We start from the raw sequence: 21,456 nt of genomic DNA, 5'->3' as shown, positions 1-21,456 counted from the left end.
TCTATGTGAGCAAATTTAGTGATATCCTTAGTTTTAAATTTGCTCAGGATTAAAAAATGTCGCAAAAAAAGAGCGTAATTTTTAAAAATCTACTGCCTGTGATCAAACAGTATCAACAGCTTGGATTTACGCATGAGAAAATTGTTGCACTACTCCGCGATGATCACCATCTCGATCTAGTCACAACTGAGACATTTAAAAGTTATTTATATCGTTATGCAAAAGTGACCTCCACTCCATCCGAGAACATCAAAATGCCGAACACTATCCAATCCCCTCGCGAAATCAAGAAATCATCCAAGCTTGATCATGTTTGCTACGACATTCGCGGACCTGTGTTACGAGCGGCCATAGAGATGGAAGAAGCTGGCCATAAAATCATTAAATTAAATATTGGTAACCCTGCCCCATTCGGCTTTGAAGCTCCGCAAGAAATTATCAATGATGTAGCTTTAAACCTGCCAAATGCGATTGGCTATACCGATTCCAAAGGGATTTTCCCGGCGCGTAAGGCCATCTGCCAGTATTACCAGCAAAAAGGTATTCTGGATATGCACGTCAATGACGTCTATGTCGGTAATGGGGTATCGGAACTGATCGTAATGGCCATGCAAGGCCTTCTGGATGATGGCGATGAAATGCTGATTCCGATGCCAGATTATCCACTCTGGACGGCAGCAGTGAATTTGTCTGGCGGTACAGCGATTCACTATAAATGTGATGAAGAAAATCACTGGTATCCAGATATTGCCGACATGGAAAGCAAAATCACGCCGAATACCCGCGGCATTGTGATTATTAACCCGAATAACCCGACTGGCTCGGTTTACCCACGTCATGTCTTGCAACAAATCGTCGACTTGGCCAAGAAATATGACCTGATTTTATTTGCTGACGAAATCTATGACAAAATTGTCTACGATGGGATCGAGCATGTTGCTGTGGCTGCCTTGGCAGGTAATCAACTTTGCGTATCATTTAACGGCTTGTCTAAAGCGTATCGTATTGCCGGTTACCGTTCGGGCTGGATGGCAATCACTGGTGACAAGTCTCGTGCAGCAGATTATATCGAAGGTCTGGATATGCTGGCGTCGATGCGCCTGTGCGCCAATCATCAGGCACAATATGCGATTCAGACTGCGCTGGGCGGTTATCAGTCCATTAACGACCTGATTCGTCCTGGTGGGCGTTTATATGAACAGCGCAACATTGCCTGGGAAATGCTGAACGAGATCCCCGGAGTATCTTGTGTCAAGCCTGAAGGTGCAATGTACTGCTTCCCGAAACTGGATCCGAATGTGTATCCAATTCAGGACGATGAAAAACTGATGCTGGATTTGTTACGTGCAGAGAAAGTACTTCTGGTTCAAGGTACAGGCTTTAACTGGCCGACACCCGATCATTTCCGTGTAGTATTCCTGCCGGCTGAAAATGAACTGCGTGAAGCTATTACGCGTGTTGGTCGTTTCCTGGCCAAGATGCGTTAATTCCAGCACTAGACGATATAAAAAACCGCATTTTTAAATGCGGTTTTTTTTACTTTTTTGAAAAGTTCAGGTTTTAACTTATACATTTTAAAAAGCCTGGCGGTTTTCTTGCACAAATTTCTGTACTCCAGGGTTTCTTAACGGGCAATTCCTCCTCAACCATAAAAATTCATGTTATTTTTTGACCAAATATAAAATTCTATGAGTACACGGATGTCCTCAAATACAATAAAACTCAGCCTACTCCTCTGTCTTAGCATGTGCTTAGGTATTGGTATTCTTCGTTTTTCTTATACCGCCCTGTTACCTGGTACACGCGAAGCCTTTGGCTGGAGTACAGATTTTGCCAGTCTCTTGGGCAGTGCCAATTTGCTGGGCTATTTGATCGGCGCATTTACCGCCATGCGCCTGCCTCAAGACCGGAGTATGAGCACTTATATTCAAATTTCAGCCTTTGCCGGCATGTTCAGCCTGATGTGCTGTGCATTTTCTGGTTTTTCTGAAGCATGGTATATCGCTTGGCGGATTATTTCCGGGATCAGCGGTGGACTAATGATGATCTTATCGCCGAGTGTGGTCGCGCAATGCTGTGAACTTCAAGACCGTCTTAAAATCAACTTTATTGGTTTTAGCGGAATTGGAGTAGGTGTTTTAGTTGCAACCCTGTTTCTGCCTTATCTGGATCAAATTTCCATCCAGACTGCATGGCTGATCTTGTGGGGCTTTGCCCTGCTTATGTCTATTGTTTTAAGCTTACTACTACAGCAGTTTAAACCCTATCTTTCTCTACAGGCACCTGCTGTTACCGCTCATCTCCCTCTGAATAGTATTTTTTATAGTTTATTGACGGTCTACGCCTGTAGTGCATTCGCCTATATACCGCATTCACTCTTCTGGATTGATTATTTAAGCCAGCAGTTGGGATTGAGCTTGTTCTGGATTAATTTCAACTGGATTCTGTATGGACTCGGCAGTGCCTTGGGTGCTTTGAGTGCTTATGCACTGGCCAGAAAATGGGGTAATTTTGCTGCACTGAAAATTCTTTATAGCCTTTATATTATGGCCATTTTTATTGCGACTCTAGATGCCTATCCCTTACTCACTTTTAGCTCTTCCTTTTTTACCGGGATGCTAAATCCCGCTGTGGTCTTCCTGACCTCTTACACCATTCTACAACTGTATGGATTGGCTTATAAAAAACTCTGGAGTATTGCCACCTTATGTTTTGCCGCTGTTCAGCTGATCGGTGGTCTTAGTTTCAGTGCGCTACAGTATCTGGGATTAAGCTACCATCAGCAGTTTATATTGGCTGCATTTGTCCTTTTATTGGGAACAATGCAACTATTCTGGTATACAGGTTTCTCCAGACTCAAAACCAACAAACACATTCAGCCAGATTCTACTCAAGGAGAAGGTACCAAATAAGGATACGGATTGGTAGCCCCTTGCCCCCCTAAATAAATCCCATAATGTAAATGCGGCGGGGTATTTTTAGCATTACCCGTATTACCCACATAAGCAATGACTTCACCTGCCTCAACCCAGTCACCTTCCTGAATATGTTCTGCATAATCGTCCAGATGTGCATAATAATGTTGGCTCATATTTGGACCGGTCACCCAGATGATTTTTCCACCCAGATTATTGGTCCCAATCTTCCCTACAATACCTTGAGTCGCACTAAATACAGGTGTACCACGTTTGGCAAAAATATCTGTACCTTCATGTTTGCGACCAGCACTACGTGCTGCTCCCCAGGTATCATTGATTTGGCCGACTCTAACCCCTTCCACCGGAATCTGTAGCGGCGCTTCTAACTCGGTTCTTTGTAATTGCCAATATAGATATGGGCTTTTCCATCCCGCTGCCTGACCTGACGGCGGTGGCTGACAGGCCGTCAGTAAAAACCCCATAGACAACAGTAAGCTTATAATCCAAAGAAATTTCACCAATATTCGCATCTAATTAAATAAATGACTTTTATCTTAATCACAACCGCCTAATTTAAAATCATAATCCTGTTATTTTTAGTGATGATTTTATATAAGCTTTTAAATAACAAAACCCTCAAATGAGGGCTTTGTTATTTAGGTTAAAAAAGAGATTACCTGCGTTTTTTTGCGCGAGATGGTTTCGATGGTTGTTGTTGCTGTTGTTGCTCTTCGTTCTGAGCATTGTTCTGCTTGTCTTTTTGCTGGACCTGCTTATGCTTCGCTCTAGTTTTCGCCATTATATACTCCTTTAGAGAACCGTCTCTATATCACTGGAAGTTCCATTCATTACTGTACCGTGTATACAAAATAAGCCAATCGCTGAGCTGTATCCAAATACGTTAATGTAATACAAATTTCACTAAGTCATTCAGCTATGAGCGAATCATTTTGGGGCTTATTACACTTCTTACATAAATTTGCAGCCTGATACCCATTTTAACTTTCAGCCAAAATCACTTAAACTTTTAGTGAAAAAGCAGCTATAAAAAAACCCGCAGTTAATGCAGGTTTTGATTTATAAATTACAGTTTTAAGCATCCATGTTGTCAATGATGGCCTGACCAAACTCAGAACAACGAAGTAAAGTTGCACCTGGCATCAGGCGCTCGAAATCATAGGTCACCGTTTTTGCCGCAATTGCCCCTGAAATACCCTTAATGATCAGGTCGGCAGCTTCTGTCCAGCCCATATCGCGCAGCATCATTTCTGCAGACAGAATAATCGAGCCTGGATTCACCTTATCTTGTCCGGCATATTTAGGCGCTGTCCCGTGGGTTGCTTCATAGACTGCAATCGAACCGCCAATATTGGCACCTGGTGCAATCCCGATTCCCCCGACTTCCGCAGCAAGCGCATCAGAAATATAATCACCATTTAAGTTCAGTGTGGCAATCACGGAATAATCTGCCGGACGCATCAAGATTTGCTGCAAGAAAGCATCGGCAATGACATCCTTAATAATAATGTCTTTACCTGTTCTTGGATTTTTGATTTTAACCCACGGTCCACCATCCAAAAGCTCTCCACCAAAACGTTCTAGCGCAACTTCATAGCCCCATTCTTTAAACGCCCCTTCAGTGTATTTCATGATATTGCCTTTGTGTACCAAGGTCACACTCGGCTTGTCATTCTCAATAGCAAACTGGATAGCTTTACGCACCAGTCGCTGGCTACCCTCTTTGGAGACAGGCTTGATCCCGATCCCACAATTGTCTTCAAAACGAATGTTGGTTACACCCATTTCTTGTTTCAGAAACTTGATCACTTTTTTTGCTTCGGGAGAATCTGCTTTCCATTCAATTCCGGCATAAATATCTTCTGAATTCTCACGAAAAATGACCATGTCGGTCAGTTCCGGATGATGTACCGGTGACGGTACACCTTCAAACCAGCGTACCGGACGCACACAGACATATAAATCCAGTTCCTGGCGTAATGCCACGTTCAGGGAACGAATCCCCCCACCGACTGGCGTAGTCAGTGGACCCTTAATAGATATCACATAATCTCGCAGCGCTTCCAGAGTTTCTTCAGGCATATAAATGCCATAAATTTTATTAGCTTTTTCACCGCAGTAGACCTCCATCCATTCGATGGAACGCTTCCCGGCGTATGCTTTTTGCACAGCAGCATCTACCACAGCCTGCATTGTTGGTGTAATATCAACACCAATTCCATCCCCCTCAATAAATGGGATAATTGGATTATTTGGTACGTTGAGTGAAAGGTCTGCATTTACGGTAATTTTGGTACCATCCACAGGTACTACGATTTTTTGATATCCCATTATTAGTATTCTCCCTAATGCCGCTGACAAATCTTAAATAATTGCCAATTAGGCAATACTTTCAGCTGTTCTTAACGCATAATATTCTAATCCAGATTTGTTGTTTTTGAGATTTATACGGGAAATAACAAAGTTTCCCTTTTAAATAAACCTCTACATTTTTTAAATTAATGTAATTATAGAAGTTATTTCCTATGAAAATCGTCATTCTAAACAAACCTTATGACGTCCTCTCCCAATTCCGTCCGGATGAAAAGCATCCTACCATGGCCGATTTCGTCAACGACAAAGATCTGCGTCTTGCTGGCCGTTTGGACATGGACTCAGAAGGTCTGGTTTTTCTCACCGATCACGGTGGTCTCAACCAATATATCACCAATCCTGCCAATAAAAAGTTTAAAACTTATATGGTGCAGGTTGAAGGTGATATCACTGACGAGGCCCTTGAACAGCTTCGTAAAGGTGTTGAGCTGAAAGATGGCATGACGCTTCCTGCACGTGCTGAAAAAGTGTCTGAACCGGAATGGTTGTGGGAGCGTAATCCTCCTGTTCGTTTCCGTGCCTCTGTTCCGACGTCTTGGGTTGAGATTTCCATCTGTGAAGGTCGTAACCGTCAGGTTCGTCGCATGACTTCTGCTGTCGGCTTCCCGACCTTACGTTTGATCCGTACCAAAATTGGTGAGATTGATTTGGTTCGTATGGGATTGCAGCCGGGTGAGACCAGAGAAATTGAGCCATTACTTTACCCTGACTTCCAGAATATCCCTGCTGAAGAACCATATCGTTCACGTTCTTATGTGAAGAAGCCGGGGGGTACGGGTGGCAAACCAATCGTTCGCAAGAACAAAGATGGTTCCGTGAAAAAGTCTGGCACCAAACGCATCTGGCAAATGGACGAAAGCGAAAAGCCGAAACGTCGCACCAATGGTACTACTCGTCCAAATACCAAGGCACCACGTGGTCGTGGCCGGGGTCGTGGTTAAAGCTCAGCCTATTCATCAGGTAGTGACAGGCTAAATACCACGCCAGACGGCGTATTTTCTACAGTTGCTCCCCCCTGATGGAGCTGCATAATCGACTGCACAATGGCAAGGCCCAGACCACCCGTCTGGGCTTTTTCATGTCGGCTGTCATCTATCTGATAAAAACGCTCAAATAAATGCGGATGATGCTCATCTGCAATCCATACCTCTGGCGTCAGCACCGATATTTTAATGCTATGGTTCAGTCGCTGTGCCGACACACTAATCTCACTCCCCGGCTGACCATAAGTAATGGCATTGCTGATCAGATTGGCAACTGCGCGCTGTAATAATGCGGTGCTGGCAGTCAGACTTAAATCTGATGGAACATTAATTTTTAAATGCATCTGCTTTTCTTCAGCCAGAAAACTGAAGTACTCAAGTAATTCTTGCAGCATCTCATTCAGATTGAAATGCTGTTTTTCAACCGTAAATCCACCATGCTCTACCCGCGCGATAAACAGCATGCTTTCAATCATCTGGCTTAGACGTTCATATTCTTCTAGGTTGGAATAGAGCAGATTTTCCAGTTCAGCAAGCTCGCGCGGCCGCGATAACAGAATCTGTGTTTGCCCGATTAGATTGTTTAATGGCGTGCGAAGTTCGTGCGAAATATCCTCAGAAAAACGTGCCAACTGCTGATATGCAGACTGAATATTACCGAGCATATCGTTCATGGCCTGACTCAGCTCTTGCACCTCCAGCGTATTACTCTGAACATCAATGTGCTGATTGGGCTGCTGAATATTGACCTGTGCTGTCGCCAGCATCAGCTGACGCATTGACTTTAGAATATAGCGTCCAGCCAGCCAGGCCATAAAGGTCGAGAGCAATATACCAAGCAGACTATAGAGCACCAGCTTTGATAAATAGGTTGCCAGTGCCCTTTGTCCTTCTGCCAACTGTTTACCTGCTACCAGCTGGTAGCTGCGACCCTCAAACTGCACCTGTTTAAAAGCCAGACGTGTTGAAGGATGTTCAGCCTGATTATTCTGAAACTGTAATTTGGAGGAATAATGCAATGCCGGAATATGAACCTGCAAAGGATTGATTTCGATCAGACGACTTTTTTGATGCTGCAGCAACAGTAAATTATCTTCCTGTCCCAGCATATTTTCATATAATTTGGGATGCTGGACCAGAAGTTTGAAACTCTGGGCATCTTCAAGAAAAATCTCAATCCGGGAAATACGAGCGGCCAGCGCCTGATCCTGCTGGGTCTGAATCATCTGTTGCATATTTTGATAAGACAGCAACGCCACACTCAGAAACACCACGCAAGACACCAGTGCAAATGCAATACTTAAACGTGTTGCCAACGGCAATAACACTAGGTTTTTCATGGACATTCATCTAGCTTATAACCCATGCCACGTACGGTATGGATCAGTTTTGGCGTGTAATGATCATCAATTTTGCTACGCAGCCTGCGAATAGCCACATCCACCACATTAGTATCAGTATTAAAATTAATATTCCAGACCATGGACGCAATCTGGCTCCGGGTCATCACCTGTCCCTGATGTTCCATTAACAATTGCAACAGCGCAAATTCTTTCTGGCTCAAGTCGATCTTTTGTACGTTACGGTAAACCTCATGCTTTAAGCGGTTCAATACCAGATCTGAAACCTGATAGGCCTCCTGCTCCAGACGCGGCACACGGCGCAACAGACTTTTGATTCGGGCCAGTAATTCAATATAGGAAAAAGGCTTGGTCAGATAATCATCGGCACCAAGCTCCAGTCCTTTAACCCGATCTAGCACATGATCACGTGCAGTGAGCATTAATACCGGAATCTGGCTAAAAGTTCGCAGGGTGTGTAATACCTGCCAGCCGTCCAGGTCCGGCAGCATCACATCAAGCAGCACCAGATCAAAAGACTGTTGCTGCAAACACGATAATGCACGCACGCCATTTTCTGCGATGGCCGTACTATAACCTGACTCATTCAGTCCTTTTGCCAGATATTCAGCAATCTTGACTTCATCTTCTACAATTAAAATATGCATGTCAGTAGTTTAGCTGTTTTTAGCTAGTTCTAGATTACAAATTGGTAATCTGATTGTCATGCTGCACTGGCGGATTTTTTTCTAAGATAGCCCCAGTAGCCAATTGCATGAAAGATAACCATGAAAATTTCAATCGCCAACACAACCCTGACCTTGCTCAGCAGCGTATTACTACTCAGCTCAGTGGCGCATGCAGAATTTAAAACGGCGCCAGTCATGTCGCTAGAAGTAGCAAAGCTCATGGCCAGCAACGTCATGCTTGCTTGTCAGCAACAGGCCAAGCCGGCGGCAGTCGTTATTCTAGATCAGGGTGGCAACCTGCTGGCCAGCCAGCGCCATGAATCTGTCGGCATTCACAACCTGATTGCAGCGGAACGGAAAGCTTTCACCGCGTATTCAACTAAAACCAGCACACTGGATTTTATGCGCAATGCCCAGAAAAATCCGGATGCACAGAATCTGAATAGCTTGCCTGAATTGCTATTACTGGGTGGTGGTGTCCCTGTCATTTACCAAAACCAGATTGTAGGCGCAGTAGGCGTCGCAGGTGCAGGCGGCTCAGCACAGGATCATCAATGTGCTAATAGCGGCATTCAAACCACCTTAAAGCAGCTTTGATATCTTTTAATTAGTAATTTTTTATTCCTTTGATTAAACATTATTCCGTCATTCCAACGAGGAACACAACATGAAAAAAATCTTAATCGCGACTCTTGCCACTACTGCAGTAACTCTTTCTTTTGCCCAGAATCCGCTGAGTGTACACGTGCTGAATCTGGAAAATGGCTTGCCTTCTCCAAATGTAGAAGTGACGCTGGAAACACAGAAAAATGGCAAATGGGTACAGCTTTCACAAGCAAGGACCAATCCTCAGGGTCGTATCACAGCACTGTACCCAGAGAATAAAACCTTTGATAAAGGAACCTACAAAGTGACTTTTAAAACTGGTGACTGGTTTAAAACCCAAAAGCAAAACAGCTTTTTCCCGGAAGTACCGGTGATTTTTGAAGTAGATGGCTCAGTCAATCACTATCATATCCCGCTGCTATTAAGCCCCTATGGTTATTCAACCTATCGCGGCAACTAAGCTCTCCCACTTAAGGCCCACCCTCTTTGGGCCTTCCTTTTTTTTCTTGTTATTCTTTTATTGAAATGCCATTTACGATTCATATTTAGTGATCTAAAAAATAAAATGTATTCAAAAAAGGAGATTTGTATTGGATCAGCAAGTTAACCGGATGTTTAATCAGGACCAAGATGTCTTTGCGATACATTGACTGCTATAGCAGAACGCAAAGCCAATAATGGTCGTACTAGCATTTTATGATATTCAAATGAGGAATCAGCATCATTAAATCGCAAGCTAAATTCAATGGAATTTCCTGACTGCTCATTAAATAAATATCATGTTGATATTTAGTCAATAAAAAAACCGATGCCTAAGCATCGGTTTTAAAGTTTGAAATTGAATTAAGCTTTAAGCCACTTTTCAGCTTTGGCCTGATCTTCAACTTTCAGTTCAACTTCGGTCAGTTTAGAACCGCCTGCCTGAACTTCAAAAGTCATCAGCTCATCTCGACGGAACGCGTATACTGTAAAACTACCGTTCTGTTTTGCATAGCTTTCGAGAAGCTTGGTCGTGGCTTTTAGACCGTCAATCGCAATAATCACGTCATTGGCAGAAAGACCGGCCTGTACAGCCACAGCATCACGACGCGCAGATTGAACCAGTACGCCTTCCGGCTTATCTGCCAGCTTTAAGCCAAATGGCAAAGACTTGTCATTTTTCAGGCTATAACCAATACCAAACTCAGGTAAGAGCTGATCCAGCGGCAGTTCATCTGTCGTATTGATCAAGTGATTAATCTGTTCTGACCAATCATCACCTGTCAGTTCTTTGCATAATTCAAAGATTGTCCGTTCGTGCACCTGAATACCATTTTGCGCATTTTCATACAAACGGCGCATTAAGGCATCCAGACTTGAACCACGTAAACGCAGTCCCAAGTCCAGACAAAGTGCTACCAGACAACCTTTGTTGTAATAGCTTGTTCCGGCATTATTGGAGTTTTCATCCTGACGGTAGAATTTCACCCAGGCATCAAAACTGGATTCAGACACTGACTGAATCGCACGTCCCGGATTCTGCAAATAACGGTCAATCTGTGCTTTTAACAAAGCAATATATGATTCCTGATTAATCACGCCGCTACGCAGCAAAATCAAATCATCGTAATAGGAAGTAAAGCCTTCAAAGATCCACAGCAAAGACGTATAGCCTTCTCTGTTTAGATCATAGTTCACGAAGTTTTCAGGTCGAATAAACTTCACCAACCATGAATGGAAATATTCATGGCTACATAAGCCGAGGAAACGCTGATAATCTTTTGAAGGTTCTTCAGGTTCATTGGCTTTCGGCAAGTCATCGCGTGGTGTAATCAGGCTGGTCGAGTTCGGATGTTCCAGCCCCCCATAGCTGTTGCCGGTTGCCATCGTCATAAAAGTATAGTCCGCAAACGGTGCTGAACCAAACATGGAAATTTCTGTACGACAGATTTTTTCAATGTCCTGCTGCATACGCGTAGCATTCATGGCGTGTTTACCGGACACTACAAATTCATGTGGAATACCATTTGCTTCAAAACTGAAACGGGTTTGTTCTGCCAGCTCAAATGGCGCATCAATCAGTTCGGCATAGTTTTTAGCTTTCAGCGTGAAACGGCCTTTGACCAGACTTTTGGCCTGCATGCCGGTTGCCAATTGGAAATGCTTTAATTCATCTGGCAGGAAGATTTCCAGTTCAATTTCTTTATTTTCCTGACCTTCCAGCCCCAGACATGCACAAGCCGGGTTCACGTAGAGACGATTTTGATCCACGTATGCACCACGAACGGACAGGTCATAGGCATAGACATCATATTCCACCGTAATCAGCTCATGATCGGTGTTGAATAAACGCCATTTATTCTTTTCAAACTTCTGGATTTGTAGCTGGCGCCCATCTTCATCATAAGCCTTGACCGCTTCAATATGTTTGGAAAATTCCCGGATCAGATAGCTTCCTGGAATCCAGGTCGGCAATGACAAGACTTGCGTCGGATCAGCAAGAAAGCGAACAGTTACGTGAATAAGATGCTGACGATAATCGTCAAATTCGATTTGATAATGCAACATAATAGACGATATAAAATTAAAATAAATGAGATATAGCTTAGCTTAGCATTTTTTAAGCCAGGATGGTTTAGCTGTCTTATTTGTCTACATTTACGACTAGCTATCTGTATAAAAAAGGCATAGCATGCGTGAAAATTAAATCGTTCAACACCCAGCGGGTTATCAAGGAACACCATTGAAATACATCATCTCACTGATTGCGGTTTTCAGTTTATTTATTTCTGCATTTTCCCATGCTGCCCTACTCAATATTGTGCCTGAAAGCGTTGAAGCTGAAGCCTGGACCATTCTGGATTCACAATCTGGTCAAGTTATTGCCGAGCACAATGCTGATGTTCAGCGTGCTCCGGCCTCGCTAACCAAAATGATGGTGGCTTATATTGCCTTGAAGGAAATTGAGGCCGGAAAATTAAATAAAAATGAAGTTTTAACCGCGACTTCTGTGGTGAAAACTGTGATGTGGGATGAGTCACAGATGTACCTGAAAGAAGGTGATCAGATTTCAGTCGATCAGCTTCTGGCGGGCTTAATTATCATGTCTGCCAATGATGCTGCAGTCACGCTGGCTGAGAAAATTTCGGGTGGTATTCCGCAGTTTGTTGAACGCATGAATCAGGAAGCCAAAATGCTGGGCATGCAGCATACCAATTTCCAGAATCCGGCAGGTATTACCATGCCTGAACATTATTCTACTGCCGCAGATTTGGCCAGACTATCTATGGCAGTCGTCAATGAAACTCCGGATTATCTGTATTATTCCAAACAGCCAAGCTTTACCTATAACCGACATTTTCATCGCGCAACCAACCGTGTGCTTCAGGTAGATCCTACGGTGGATGGTTTAAAAACCGGTTTTACCCGTGCAGCAGGCTACAACCTGGCGCTGACGGCCAATCGTGTCACGGCAGATCTTGAAATGCCGAACCGACGTCTGATTGTGGTAGTACTGGGTACTAAAAGTGCGGCAAAACGCGCTGAAGTATCGCATAAGCTGATGAATCTGGCCTATACCTATACCCGCAATGAAGTAGCGATCAAAGATAAACAGCTACTGGCTGAGCTGCCTGTAATCAAATCAACCTTAAAAATGTTTAAGGTGCAGACCAAGCAACCGCAGATTATTACCACCTCTTTATATGATCAGGGGTATAGTATCGACCTGAATCAATTCGACCAGACCAATCAACGTATTATGCTGAATACTGGTGATGGCATTTTAAGAAGTATCGAACCTTTACAAGAAACCCAGACGCATATCAGTGTGGAAGTAAAGGCATCTGAGCTCATTGCGCCCTTGGCGACTATCATGCCTCTGGCAACCATTCAGGTCTATCAAAATAACCAGTTAATCCGTACTATCCTGATTGAAGATCATGTCGAAATTGAAGAAGCTAACCTGTTTCAGAAATTCTTTAGCTGGCTGCAAGGTTTATTTACTTTCTTTTCAGACTCTACACCAAGCGTAAAGCTTTATCCTCTAAATAAATAATAGCGCTAGCTGTCAAGTTAACTGTTCTTTAAGCCAGAAGATTTTTTCGCTGATCTTCTGGCAGATTTTCCTTTCTCCCTGCCTCACACCCTCAAGACAGGGAAACTTACCTGCCCTCACAGAATTGCTACGTTTTGTAATGTGTATAACAATTTTAACCAAGACGCGATCTGGCCCATGCCATAGTATATTTTCTTTCTATTTCTCTTATTTTTATTAAAAAAATAAACAGGTTAATCATATATGACAGCAAATAAAATCGTGATTGTGGGTGGCGGTGCCGGTGGTCTGGAACTGGCGACTCAGTTGGGTGATAGCTTGGGTAAAAGCGGTAAGGCCCAGATTATTCTGGTCGATCAAAAACTGACACATATCTGGAAACCGCTGCTGCATGAAGTGGCTGCAGGTACCTTAAATCCACATCAAGAAGAAACCAATTATTTTGCTCATTCAGCAGCACATCATTATGAATTTGTCTTGGGTACATTCACAGGACTAGATCGTGAAGCCAAACAGATTCTGGTCGAAACAGAATATTTCTCCAAAACAGCCCAATCCAAGAAAAACCAGCATATTTCCTATGACACACTGGTACTGGCCTTGGGTTCTACCTCGAATGATTTTAATACCGAAGGGGTAAGACAGTTCTGTCATTTTCTCGACAGCCGTAAACAGGCGGATGTTTTTCAGCAGGACATGTTGCATCTCTATCTGAACGCACAGCATGAAGCTTCGAATCGTGAACTGAATATCGCGATTATTGGTGCCGGAGCAACCGGAGTAGAACTGGCAGCGGAGCTGGTAGAAGCCAAACATAATTTCTTTAAATATGGTTTAAACAAGGTTGACCCGAAAAAAGTAAAAATCACCTTAATTGAAGCGGCGGATCGCATTCTGACGGCACTCTCACCTAGAGTTGCTGAACACACCATGCAACAAATGGAAAAGTTTGGCATTGAAGTCTTGACCGGTCATCGGGTGGCCAAGGTCGATGAAGACAAGATTTATTTTGCAGATGGTTCAAGTCTGGATGCCGAGATTAAAGTCTGGGCCGCCGGTATCAAAGCACCTGAAGTCTTAGTGCAACTACAAGATATGGAAAAGGACAATATTCACCGATTGAAAGTCTATTCCACCCTGCAAACCAAATCTGATCCAGACATCTTTGCTTTTGGTGACTGTGCACATTGCCAACCTGCAGCAGATGAACCGGTATTGGGTCCACGCGCACAAGTCGCCAGCCAGCAGGCCAACTTTCTGGCCAATGCCTTAAAAGCCCGGATCAATGAGGAAAACTATTTGCCCATGTTTAAATTTTCTGACAAGGGTTCACTCATTTCCCTAAGTCAGAATAAAGCCGTTGGGGAATTACTCGGTCAGGTCAATGTGCAAGGCTTTGTCGCCAAATCAATGTATGTGTCCTTGTACCGGATTCATCAGGCAACCATTCATGGGTATGCGCATGCGGGCATTCTAACCGCAAAAGATTTTGTTACACGGAAAATATCTCCAAAGCTGAAATTGCATTGAAATTCCAGAATTTGACCCAATCAATGAAAAAATCGTCAATAAAATTGTCGAATTGCGTTTTTTTGCTAATTTTAGTCTACAAAAACGCAATTTCACTTTATGATGTACCCTTAAAAAATTGAATGGATCAATTAACATGACTGCTATTGCAAATAACCACGTGGTTTCTTTCCACTACACATTGACTAACGCAGAGGGTGAAACTCTCGATCAATCTCAAGGTGAACCACTTGCCTATTTGCACGGTGCAGGTAATATCATCCCAGGATTAGAAAACGCGCTAGAAGGTAAAACTGTAGGTGATAAATTCACTGTAAACGTTCCAGCTGCTGAAGGTTATGGCGAATACAATCCAGACCTAGTTCAAGAAGTTCCTGCGCAAATGTTCCAAGGCGTAGACAATATTCAAGCAGGTATGCAGTTCCAGGCTCAAACTGATGACGGCGTGCAAATCGTAACTGTTAAAGCAGTTGAAGGCGACAATGTTGTTGTTGATGCTAACTTCCCACTTGCTGGTCAAGATCTGACTTTTGAAGTTGAAATCGTATCTGTTCGTGAAGCTTCTCAAGAAGAATTAGATCACGGCCATGTACATGGTGCAGGTGGTCACCAACACTAAGATCTTCTGATCGGGTGTGATAAAGGGCAAAGTGCAAACTTTGCCCTTTTTTGTTGCCAAGAAAAATAACTCAAACAATGTCCATCAAAAAATGAGCCATAAAAAAGGCAGGATCAATACCCTGCCCTTTTAATCCCATCAAGATCCTTTTTCAAAGAATAATCATTGGATTATTTGTTTTGGTTATAAATCTGCATTGCTGCTGGCAACTGTTGACGCATCTGTCCAATACGCTGGCTATTCGATGGATGCGTAGACAGGAAAGCGACTCCGCCCCCACCTTCTAATTTATTCATTTTTTCCCACAGGGTAATGGCTGCATTCGGGTTATAGCCTGCACGCGCCATCAGCATCAAACCGCCTTGGTCAGCACGACTTTCCAGATTACGCGAGTACGGCAAACCAATCCCGATCTGACTACCCAGCTGTGCAGCTGCAGCGCCGCCCTGACCTACACCTGCTGCACTCAGGCCAATTCCCAAGGCCAGGTCAGTGAGGGCCTGCGCGCCGATTTTCTGCTTAGAGTGCTCTTCTAAGGCATGTACCATTTCATGACCCATAATTGCTGCAATTTCAGCATCAGTCAGATTCAGTTTATTCACAATACCAGTGTAGAATACGACTTTACCACCCGGGGCAACAAAGGCATTGACCTGGTCAGATTTAAGTACAGCCAGTTGCCACTGGAATGGCGTACCGGTTTGATTCATTTGGTTAGCAATCGGCTTCAAGCGATTAAACACGGTATTAATACGTTTATATGTGGCTGAACTGGTATCCAGCTGACCTTTATTGCGCGCATCATTCACCATGGCATTATAGCTTTGGCTGGCAGATGCATTTAAAGTCGCAGTATCCGCCCCGGCAATATCGGCAATGGTAGTACAACCCGACAATGTCACCACTGTGGCAGTGGCCATACTTAATAAAAGTTTATTCTTCATTATAATTAACTCTACCTTAGCTCAAGCTTAATTTACATTGTAAAAATTATAAGGGAAAGCATGCAGTAGCTAAACGTATAATTACTCCATCTTCTTATAAATTATGTAATTTTTAAGCCAAGTACTGTATCGCTAACCAGTAAATCAGACAAATAATATTTAAGCCCAGATACACCTGACTGAGAGGTTTTATTTTCTGTTCAAGTATTTCATCTTTACGTTTGAAATATAAAAAAGCATTTTGTAGCAAGATAACAGGCACCAGAATGCAGGCAATAATGACGCTGAGACCAATGAGTGCAGTATAAATAATCTCAGGATTTTGGGTTTGCGCACGAATAATCATCATGGCAATTGTTGGTGCCCCGCCCATCGCGAATAATAATGAATAAAACATGGTCGCCGATATATTTTTTTGCATCCTGATGCTCATTTTTCTTTCTTTATATATCGATATGTTAAAGCACATCACGCCGGATTACCGATGCAACTTTAGTCTTGAAATAACTACATAATTTCAACCTATAAAAAAACCCATCCGAAGATGGGTTTTTTTATTGAAGCTTAAAACAAATTAAGCATCGAATGGATGGCGAAGAATGATGGTTTCTTCACGGTCTGGACCCGTTGAAATGATGTCGATTGGACATTCAATCAATTGCTCAAGACGTTTTACATAGTTCAATGCAGCTTGTGGCAACTGATCCAGTGATTTCGCACCAAAAGTTGACTCAGACCAGCCTGGCATAGTTTCGTAAATCGGTTTTAAAGTTTCGAATGCAAGCGCATCAGAAGAACCGACACAACCAGAATCTGCAGCTTCATAGCCTACACAGATTTTCACTTCTTCCAAACCGTCTAGAACGTCAAGTTTAGTCAGGCAAATACCAGAAAGTGAGTTTACATCGACTGAACGGCGTAGAATTTCAGCATCGAACCAGCCACAACGACGTTGACGGCCAGTAGAGGCACCAAATTCATTACCAATCGTACCGAGGTGTTTACCAATCGCATCACCTGTGTCATTTGCAGCGTCATACACCAACTCAGTTGGGAATGGACCTGCACCTACACGGGTTGTGTACGCTTTAGTAATACCCAGTACATAGTCAAGGTGCAAAGGACCCAGACCTGAACCAGAGCTTACGCCACCAGCAGTTGTATTCGAAGAAGTTACATACGGATATGTACCGTGGTCAACGTCAAGAAGTGAACCTTGCGCGCCTTCGAACATGATGTTGTCACCGTTTTTACGGTAGTTATGCAACTCAGTAGTTACGTCCACAACCAGTGGAGCAACAACCTTACGCCATTCGTCACACAGTGCCAGCACATCTTCCAGTTTAACTGCTTCAACACCGTAGTATTGAGTTAACTGGAAGTTATGGTAGTCCAGAAGTTCAGTCAGCTGAGCTGTAAGATGTTCACCACCACGTACCAGGTCAGCAACACGTACTGCACGACGTGCCACTTTATCCTCGTATGCAGGACCGATACCACGACCTGTCGTACCAATCTTCGCATTACCACGTTTTTTCTCACGCGCCTGATCAAGTGCGATGTGGTTTGGCAGGATAAGTGGACAGTTTGGAGAAATGCGTAAACGTTCTTTAACAGGAACGCCTTCTTTTTCAAGAATGTCCATCTCTTTGATGAGCGCTTCAGGAGAAAGAACCACACCGTTACCAATTAAGCACAATACGTTTTCACGTAAAATACCTGATGGAATGAGGTGTAAGACAGTTTTCTTACCACCAACCACAAGAGTGTGACCTGCGTTATGTCCGCCTTGATAACGAACTACCGCTGCCGCTTGATCTGTGAGCAGGTCGACGATTTTACCTTTACCTTCGTCGCCCCATTGGGTACCAAGTACCACAACATTCTTGCCCATAATAGCCTCATTACATCATGCTGTTAAAGTTGAAAGCCCCACTCAGTGACATGAACACTGAGCCAAGCAATTAAATCGTTTTGACTGTCCACTCGCCATCTACACGCACCAGCTGGTGCGTCGCATATGGTACAGAGCTTAAATCATCATTACCCAGTAACTGAATTACACTCAAGCCTTGTGCACGGAGGTTCTGAATCGCCTTCAGAAGTTCTGCATCGCTGCCTTTAGGTGCAACGACCACCTGTATCGTATCAAACTGGCCTGCACTTAAAGCATATAAGTCACACGAGAAACCGGTTGCAGGACGGGCACGCCCAAAATGCTCACCAATGCCATCATAACGGCCACCTTGTGCCAGTGCAGCTGCACGGTTCGGCGCATACACGGCATACATCAGACCAGTATGATAATGGTACGAACGCAATTCAACTACATCAATACCAATGCTCAAGTTTGGCCAACGGGTCTGAACTTCATCCCTAGTGATTTGTAGTACATCAAAAGCTTGCTTGAATGCAGGATTTGCCAGCACTTCAGCGCTTAGATTTGCTTGCAATGCATCCAGGTCACTGGCATAGCGCCCAAGTGCATAAAAATCCTGACCAAATTTCAGCTCTGCCGTGAATTCTGCTAATTCCGGTAAAGCCTTGCGTTGGTATAAATCAGATAATTGCTGTTCAGCAACTTTGTTCAATCCTGCTTGAGCCACCAGACTGCGGAATAAACCGACATGACCTAAGTCCAGATGAATACCATCTGCCTGGCCTGCCTCCTGAATCAGACTGATCATCAAGTCGACCATTTCAACATCGGCATCGATGCTGTCTGAACCAAATAGCTCTGCACCCAACTGTAGTGGCGCACGCGAGGTATTAAAACCGCGAGGTTTGGTATGCAAGACAGTTCCTGCATAACAGTAACGTGCAACACCTTCCACTGGATGTACATGCGCATCAATACGAGCCACTTGTGGTGTCATATCGGCACGCACACCAAGTAAACGACCAGAAAGCTGATCGATCACCTTAAAAGTGGCTAAGTCTAAATCTTGATTCGATTCTGAGAGAGAAGATAGAGATTCGATGTATTCAATGAATGGCGTGTACACCAGCTGATAACCTCGAGATGCAAGGAAATCCAGTGATTTACGGCGCAGGCTTTCAATGACTTGCGCTTGTTCTGGTAATACATCAGCTACACCATCAGGTAATAACCATGTCTCTGAAATGGGCATGTTGTAAACCTAAATTCTTGTCAGCGCGGAACGAATCCGCATAAAAAAATCGGGAGCACACCCGATTTCTCCTAGTCTAGCACGATAGTTTTGGCTGTGCATCGCAAATTTTATAATTTTCGCCACCTGATGAAAGGATCAACAATTGTGTCAACTATCAGCATTTTATTGCATCTTAAAAACACAAAACCCAGCATTAAATCAAGGATAGTCCCATCATAATTTTTACCGTTTACACTGAGATTTCAGTTTTATCCTGTGACGGCAGAGAATTTGAGTTAAATAATGCATCTGGAACTTATTATCAGAATCCAGATATGCTCATCCGCGTCTGAAAAACAATCGCGCGTAATCAAATGAGAATTGGGTCTATCAGCTGTGCCAGTACTTGACTTTATCCCCTCCATTTCACAGTTTATGCAAAATGGTTTTATCTGGCTGAATGCTCTCTATAGTCTGGTACTGCCTCCTTTCAAAAGATCTCTAAAGGGGGTGGGATGATTTCTGGGGATCAACCACTTTAGTCAGTAAACTGACCAGCTCCGCATTTTGCAACTCAACCTGCTGAAGCTTTGTTGTGGTCTGATCCAGTACTTCCTGCTGGACATGCATTTTTTTGGCCAGATCCTGCATAATTTCCAGAGTCTTTTTTAAGTTTTCTTCAAGATGCGCGACTTTTTCTTCAACTGGCACACCTTGCTCGGTACGTGGCTCATCATTCTGATTAAACTGCAGCCAGATCAGAAAAATCACCGCCAAAGTCAGCAGTATAATAAAACCCCAAACCATCATCATGTGCTTGCTCTTATTTCATTTTATTGTTTTTATCTTAACGAAAAATACTGCAGATAATCTAACTAATTCAGCTTCAAATACTGATTTTCGATCAATTACAGCCAAATTCTCCTAAAAATTGGCTGGCAAAATATTCTGGACATGAAAAAAGCACCTTATCTTCGGTGCTTTAGGGATTTAAATAACTCGAACTTAATGAAATGATTCACATAAATCTAATAAACGGTTGGCATAGCCCCATTCATTATCATACCAGGCAAAAACTTTAGCTTGGTGTCCAACCACCAGCGTCTGAGTCAAATCCACAATCAGTGAATATGGAGAATGATTAAAATCACTGGATACCAAAGGCTCATCTGTTACCGCCATGATTTCTGCGAAGTCCTGCCGGGCAGCCTTGATCAGAACTTCATTCAGCTTGTGATCGGTAATCGGTGACTGAGAAACAAAGGTCAAATCAATTGCAGCGACATTAATAGTCGGCACCCGAATCGAATAACCATCGATACGATCTTCCATTTTCGGCATTACCCGCTTTAAGGCACCCAGTGCGCTCGAAGTCGTAGGAATGATGTTATGGCCCGAGGCACGTGCACGACGCAAATCACGATGTGCATGATCCAGTACCGATTGATCCGCCGTAACAGCATGGATTTCGGTCATCAGGGCGCTATTGATACCAAATGCATCATCGACAATTTTGACCAGTGGTACCAAAGCCTGTGTAGTACAAGAAACACTGGAAATGATCTGATCCGATGCTTTGACTTCATGATGATTGACACCATAGACAATCGCAGCATCCACCGTATCAAAAGGTGCGGCACCGATAATCACACGTTTCGCCCCTGCCTGAATATGCTGGGTCGCGGCTTCACGGGAACGGAACAGCCCGGTACACTCAAGTACTACATCTACAGCCAGATTTTGCCAAGGCAGCTTTGCCGGTTCGGCTTCACACAAAACCTGTACTTTTAAAGTGGCATCTTTATAGCTGATATGCAGATAAATATGTTCAGCATCATAGCTGAGATCTACCTGCCCTGAAAAACGGCCATGGGTTGAGTCATATTTAAACAGATGAATCAGGGTTTCAACATCGGCAATATCGTTAATGGCTACGATTTCAAAGTTAAAATCTTTCGGATTTTCAAACCATGCACGTAGTACATTCCGTCCAATACGCCCAAATCCATTGATTGCCACTCGTTGCATGACTCAACCTTTAATATGCCTATTTTAGAACTCTTCTATGTTAAAGGATTTCTGGTGCCGTACATTAAAAAACTTCAGTGAAAATACTGATTTTCGATTATTTTCTTTCTGATAGATCAGGTTCTCTCTGCATCATTTAAAATTCCAGTTATTTTTCAAGAGATGAAATTATCGGAATTTTGCCCTTAGAAAGATTCAATTTAACTATTTAGCAAAAAACCTAAGCACATAAATCCTTAGCAATTGGTTTTAAAATGAT

20 protein-coding genes are annotated in these 21,456 nt (G+C 43.4%); 8 read left to right on the top strand and 12 right to left on the bottom strand.

The genetic code is table 11. The annotated features are described in order from the left end of the window. Positions 1-56: 56 nt before the first annotated feature. Both H9629_RS10295 and H9629_RS10290 read left to right on the top strand, forming a co-directional pair. Positions 57-1,487, top strand: coding sequence for a pyridoxal phosphate-dependent aminotransferase (locus H9629_RS10295; protein WP_064101862.1), 1,431 nt, complete (start codon positions 57-59; stop codon positions 1,485-1,487). 213 nt (positions 1,488-1,700) lie between these two features. Further along, positions 1,701-2,912, top strand: a complete 1,212-nt coding sequence (locus H9629_RS10290; RefSeq protein WP_064101861.1) for a YbfB/YjiJ family MFS transporter — start codon at positions 1,701-1,703, stop codon at positions 2,910-2,912. Here H9629_RS10290 and H9629_RS10285 read toward each other — a convergent pair. The 3 genes from H9629_RS10285 to icd form a co-directional block, all read right to left on the bottom strand. Next, positions 2,891-3,448, bottom strand: coding sequence for a M23 family metallopeptidase (locus H9629_RS10285; protein WP_064101860.1), 558 nt, complete (start codon positions 3,446-3,448; stop codon positions 2,891-2,893). The genes H9629_RS10290 and H9629_RS10285 overlap by 22 nt on opposite strands. 143 nt (positions 3,449-3,591) lie before the next feature. After that, the gene (locus tag H9629_RS15485; RefSeq protein ID WP_263600643.1) at positions 3,592-3,717 is read right to left on the bottom strand and encodes a hypothetical protein; all 126 of its coding nucleotides are present in this window, start codon (positions 3,715-3,717) and stop codon (positions 3,592-3,594) included. Between the two features lie 293 nt (positions 3,718-4,010). Then, entirely contained in the window at positions 4,011-5,267 is a 1,257-nt protein-coding gene (gene icd, locus H9629_RS10280; RefSeq protein WP_064096649.1) for an NADP-dependent isocitrate dehydrogenase, read from the bottom strand. Between the two features lie 194 nt (positions 5,268-5,461). Between icd and H9629_RS10275 the strand changes: the two genes are divergently transcribed. Further along, positions 5,462-6,250 (top strand): rRNA large subunit pseudouridine synthase E, encoded by a 789-nt coding sequence (locus H9629_RS10275; RefSeq protein ID WP_064101859.1) that lies wholly within the window; start codon positions 5,462-5,464, stop codon positions 6,248-6,250. An 8-nt stretch (positions 6,251-6,258) separates the two neighbouring features. Here the strand turns inward: H9629_RS10275 and H9629_RS10270 are convergent, their stop codons facing one another. Then, entirely contained in the window at positions 6,259-7,632 is a 1,374-nt protein-coding gene (locus tag H9629_RS10270) for a heavy metal sensor histidine kinase (RefSeq protein WP_191731034.1), read from the bottom strand. Further along, entirely contained in the window at positions 7,629-8,300 is a 672-nt protein-coding gene (locus tag H9629_RS10265) for a heavy metal response regulator transcription factor (protein ID WP_191731033.1), read from the bottom strand. The genes H9629_RS10270 and H9629_RS10265 overlap by 4 nt, the downstream gene beginning before the upstream one ends. Positions 8,301-8,420: 120 nt before the next feature. Here H9629_RS10265 and H9629_RS10260 point away from each other — a divergent pair, with 120 nt between their 5' ends. Together H9629_RS10260 and uraH are read left to right on the top strand one after the other, a co-directional pair. After that, entirely contained in the window at positions 8,421-8,918 is a 498-nt protein-coding gene (locus H9629_RS10260) for a GlcG/HbpS family heme-binding protein (RefSeq protein ID WP_064101856.1), read from the top strand. 70 nt (positions 8,919-8,988) lie between these two features. Next, positions 8,989-9,387: a hydroxyisourate hydrolase gene (gene uraH / locus H9629_RS10255; protein ID WP_191731032.1), complete on the top strand. Its 399-nt coding sequence runs from the start codon at positions 8,989-8,991 to the stop codon at positions 9,385-9,387. A gap of 383 nt (positions 9,388-9,770) precedes the next feature. Here uraH and H9629_RS10250 read toward each other — a convergent pair whose 3' ends face one another. Then, a complete protein-coding gene (locus H9629_RS10250) occupies positions 9,771-11,474 on the bottom strand; it encodes a M61 family metallopeptidase (protein WP_064101854.1) in 1,704 nt (567 codons plus the stop codon). Between the two features lie 175 nt (positions 11,475-11,649). On the opposite strand from H9629_RS10250, the gene H9629_RS10245 reads away from it, so the two are divergent. The 3 genes from H9629_RS10245 to slyD all read left to right on the top strand — a co-directional run bounded on the left by H9629_RS10245 (position 11,650) and on the right by slyD (position 15,112). Further along, complete coding sequence (locus H9629_RS10245; RefSeq protein WP_144725031.1) at positions 11,650-12,963, top strand: D-alanyl-D-alanine carboxypeptidase family protein; 1,314 nt, start codon at positions 11,650-11,652, stop codon at positions 12,961-12,963. 243 nt (positions 12,964-13,206) lie between these two features. Continuing rightward, positions 13,207-14,493 carry an NAD(P)/FAD-dependent oxidoreductase gene (locus tag H9629_RS10240; RefSeq protein WP_191731031.1) on the top strand — a complete coding sequence of 429 codons (1,287 nt, stop codon included), beginning with the start codon at positions 13,207-13,209 and terminating at the stop codon, positions 14,491-14,493. A gap of 136 nt (positions 14,494-14,629) precedes the next feature. Then, positions 14,630-15,112 (top strand): peptidylprolyl isomerase, encoded by a 483-nt coding sequence (gene slyD, locus H9629_RS10235; RefSeq protein ID WP_064096640.1) that lies wholly within the window; start codon positions 14,630-14,632, stop codon positions 15,110-15,112. A 170-nt stretch (positions 15,113-15,282) separates the two neighbouring features. Here slyD and H9629_RS10230 read toward each other — a convergent pair whose 3' ends face one another. The 6 genes from H9629_RS10230 to H9629_RS10205 all read right to left on the bottom strand — a co-directional run bounded on the left by H9629_RS10230 (position 15,283) and on the right by H9629_RS10205 (position 21,197). Continuing rightward, on the bottom strand, positions 15,283-16,056 hold the full coding sequence (locus H9629_RS10230) for a M48 family metallopeptidase (protein WP_064096639.1): 774 nt from the start codon (positions 16,054-16,056) through the stop codon (positions 15,283-15,285). Positions 16,057-16,168: 112 nt separating this feature from the next. Further along, positions 16,169-16,477 carry a hypothetical protein gene (locus H9629_RS10225; RefSeq protein WP_064096638.1) on the bottom strand — a complete coding sequence of 103 codons (309 nt, stop codon included), beginning with the start codon at positions 16,475-16,477 and terminating at the stop codon, positions 16,169-16,171. A 153-nt stretch (positions 16,478-16,630) separates the two neighbouring features. Beyond that, positions 16,631-17,950 carry an adenylosuccinate synthase gene (locus tag H9629_RS10220; RefSeq protein ID WP_064096637.1) on the bottom strand — a complete coding sequence of 440 codons (1,320 nt, stop codon included), beginning with the start codon at positions 17,948-17,950 and terminating at the stop codon, positions 16,631-16,633. Positions 17,951-18,020: 70 nt separating this feature from the next. Continuing rightward, positions 18,021-19,187 (bottom strand): ATP phosphoribosyltransferase regulatory subunit, encoded by a 1,167-nt coding sequence (locus tag H9629_RS10215; RefSeq protein WP_191731030.1) that lies wholly within the window; start codon positions 19,185-19,187, stop codon positions 18,021-18,023. 483 nt (positions 19,188-19,670) lie between these two features. Next, positions 19,671-19,982 (bottom strand): hypothetical protein, encoded by a 312-nt coding sequence (locus tag H9629_RS10210; protein ID WP_064096635.1) that lies wholly within the window; start codon positions 19,980-19,982, stop codon positions 19,671-19,673. A gap of 192 nt (positions 19,983-20,174) precedes the next feature. Beyond that, complete coding sequence (locus H9629_RS10205) at positions 20,175-21,197, bottom strand: type I glyceraldehyde-3-phosphate dehydrogenase (RefSeq protein WP_191731029.1); 1,023 nt, start codon at positions 21,195-21,197, stop codon at positions 20,175-20,177. Between the last annotated feature and the right edge of the window lie 259 nt (positions 21,198-21,456).

It is taken from the genome of Acinetobacter pecorum, assembly GCF_014837015.1.
In the GTDB taxonomy this organism is placed as follows: Bacteria; Pseudomonadota; Gammaproteobacteria; order Pseudomonadales; family Moraxellaceae; genus Acinetobacter; species Acinetobacter pecorum.
The sequence above is the reverse complement of the archived record's forward strand: the minus strand, read 5'-3'. Positions and strand labels throughout refer to the sequence as shown.

Excerpts from the sequence above, each read along its gene's own strand:
- H9629_RS15485 (WP_263600643.1), bottom strand. The coding sequence starts at position 3,717 with ATGGCGAAAACTAGAGCGAAGCATAAGCAGGTCCAGCAAAAAGACAAG.
- H9629_RS10240 (WP_191731031.1), top strand. The coding sequence starts at position 13,207 with ATGACAGCAAATAAAATCGTGATTGTGGGTGGCGGTGCCGGTGGTCTG.
- H9629_RS10210 (WP_064096635.1), bottom strand. The coding sequence starts at position 19,982 with ATGATGATGGTTTGGGGTTTTATTATACTGCTGACTTTGGCGGTGATT.
- slyD (WP_064096640.1), top strand. The coding sequence starts at position 14,630 with ATGACTGCTATTGCAAATAACCACGTGGTTTCTTTCCACTACACATTG.
- H9629_RS10205 (WP_191731029.1), bottom strand. The coding sequence starts at position 21,197 with ATGCAACGAGTGGCAATCAATGGATTTGGGCGTATTGGACGGAATGTA.
- H9629_RS10215 (WP_191731030.1), bottom strand. The coding sequence starts at position 19,187 with ATGCCCATTTCAGAGACATGGTTATTACCTGATGGTGTAGCTGATGTA.
- H9629_RS10220 (WP_064096637.1), bottom strand. The coding sequence starts at position 17,950 with ATGGGCAAGAATGTTGTGGTACTTGGTACCCAATGGGGCGACGAAGGT.
- H9629_RS10290 (WP_064101861.1), top strand. The coding sequence starts at position 1,701 with ATGTCCTCAAATACAATAAAACTCAGCCTACTCCTCTGTCTTAGCATG.
- H9629_RS10295 (WP_064101862.1), top strand. The coding sequence starts at position 57 with ATGTCGCAAAAAAAGAGCGTAATTTTTAAAAATCTACTGCCTGTGATC.
- H9629_RS10250 (WP_064101854.1), bottom strand. The coding sequence starts at position 11,474 with ATGTTGCATTATCAAATCGAATTTGACGATTATCGTCAGCATCTTATT.
- H9629_RS10260 (WP_064101856.1), top strand. The coding sequence starts at position 8,421 with ATGAAAATTTCAATCGCCAACACAACCCTGACCTTGCTCAGCAGCGTA.
- uraH (WP_191731032.1), top strand. The coding sequence starts at position 8,989 with ATGAAAAAAATCTTAATCGCGACTCTTGCCACTACTGCAGTAACTCTT.
- icd (WP_064096649.1), bottom strand. The coding sequence starts at position 5,267 with ATGGGATATCAAAAAATCGTAGTACCTGTGGATGGTACCAAAATTACC.
- H9629_RS10230 (WP_064096639.1), bottom strand. The coding sequence starts at position 16,056 with ATGAAGAATAAACTTTTATTAAGTATGGCCACTGCCACAGTGGTGACA.
- H9629_RS10225 (WP_064096638.1), bottom strand. The coding sequence starts at position 16,477 with ATGCAAAAAAATATATCGGCGACCATGTTTTATTCATTATTATTCGCG.
- H9629_RS10275 (WP_064101859.1), top strand. The coding sequence starts at position 5,462 with ATGAAAATCGTCATTCTAAACAAACCTTATGACGTCCTCTCCCAATTC.
- H9629_RS10285 (WP_064101860.1), bottom strand. The coding sequence starts at position 3,448 with ATGCGAATATTGGTGAAATTTCTTTGGATTATAAGCTTACTGTTGTCT.
- H9629_RS10270 (WP_191731034.1), bottom strand. The coding sequence starts at position 7,632 with ATGAAAAACCTAGTGTTATTGCCGTTGGCAACACGTTTAAGTATTGCA.
- H9629_RS10265 (WP_191731033.1), bottom strand. The coding sequence starts at position 8,300 with ATGCATATTTTAATTGTAGAAGATGAAGTCAAGATTGCTGAATATCTG.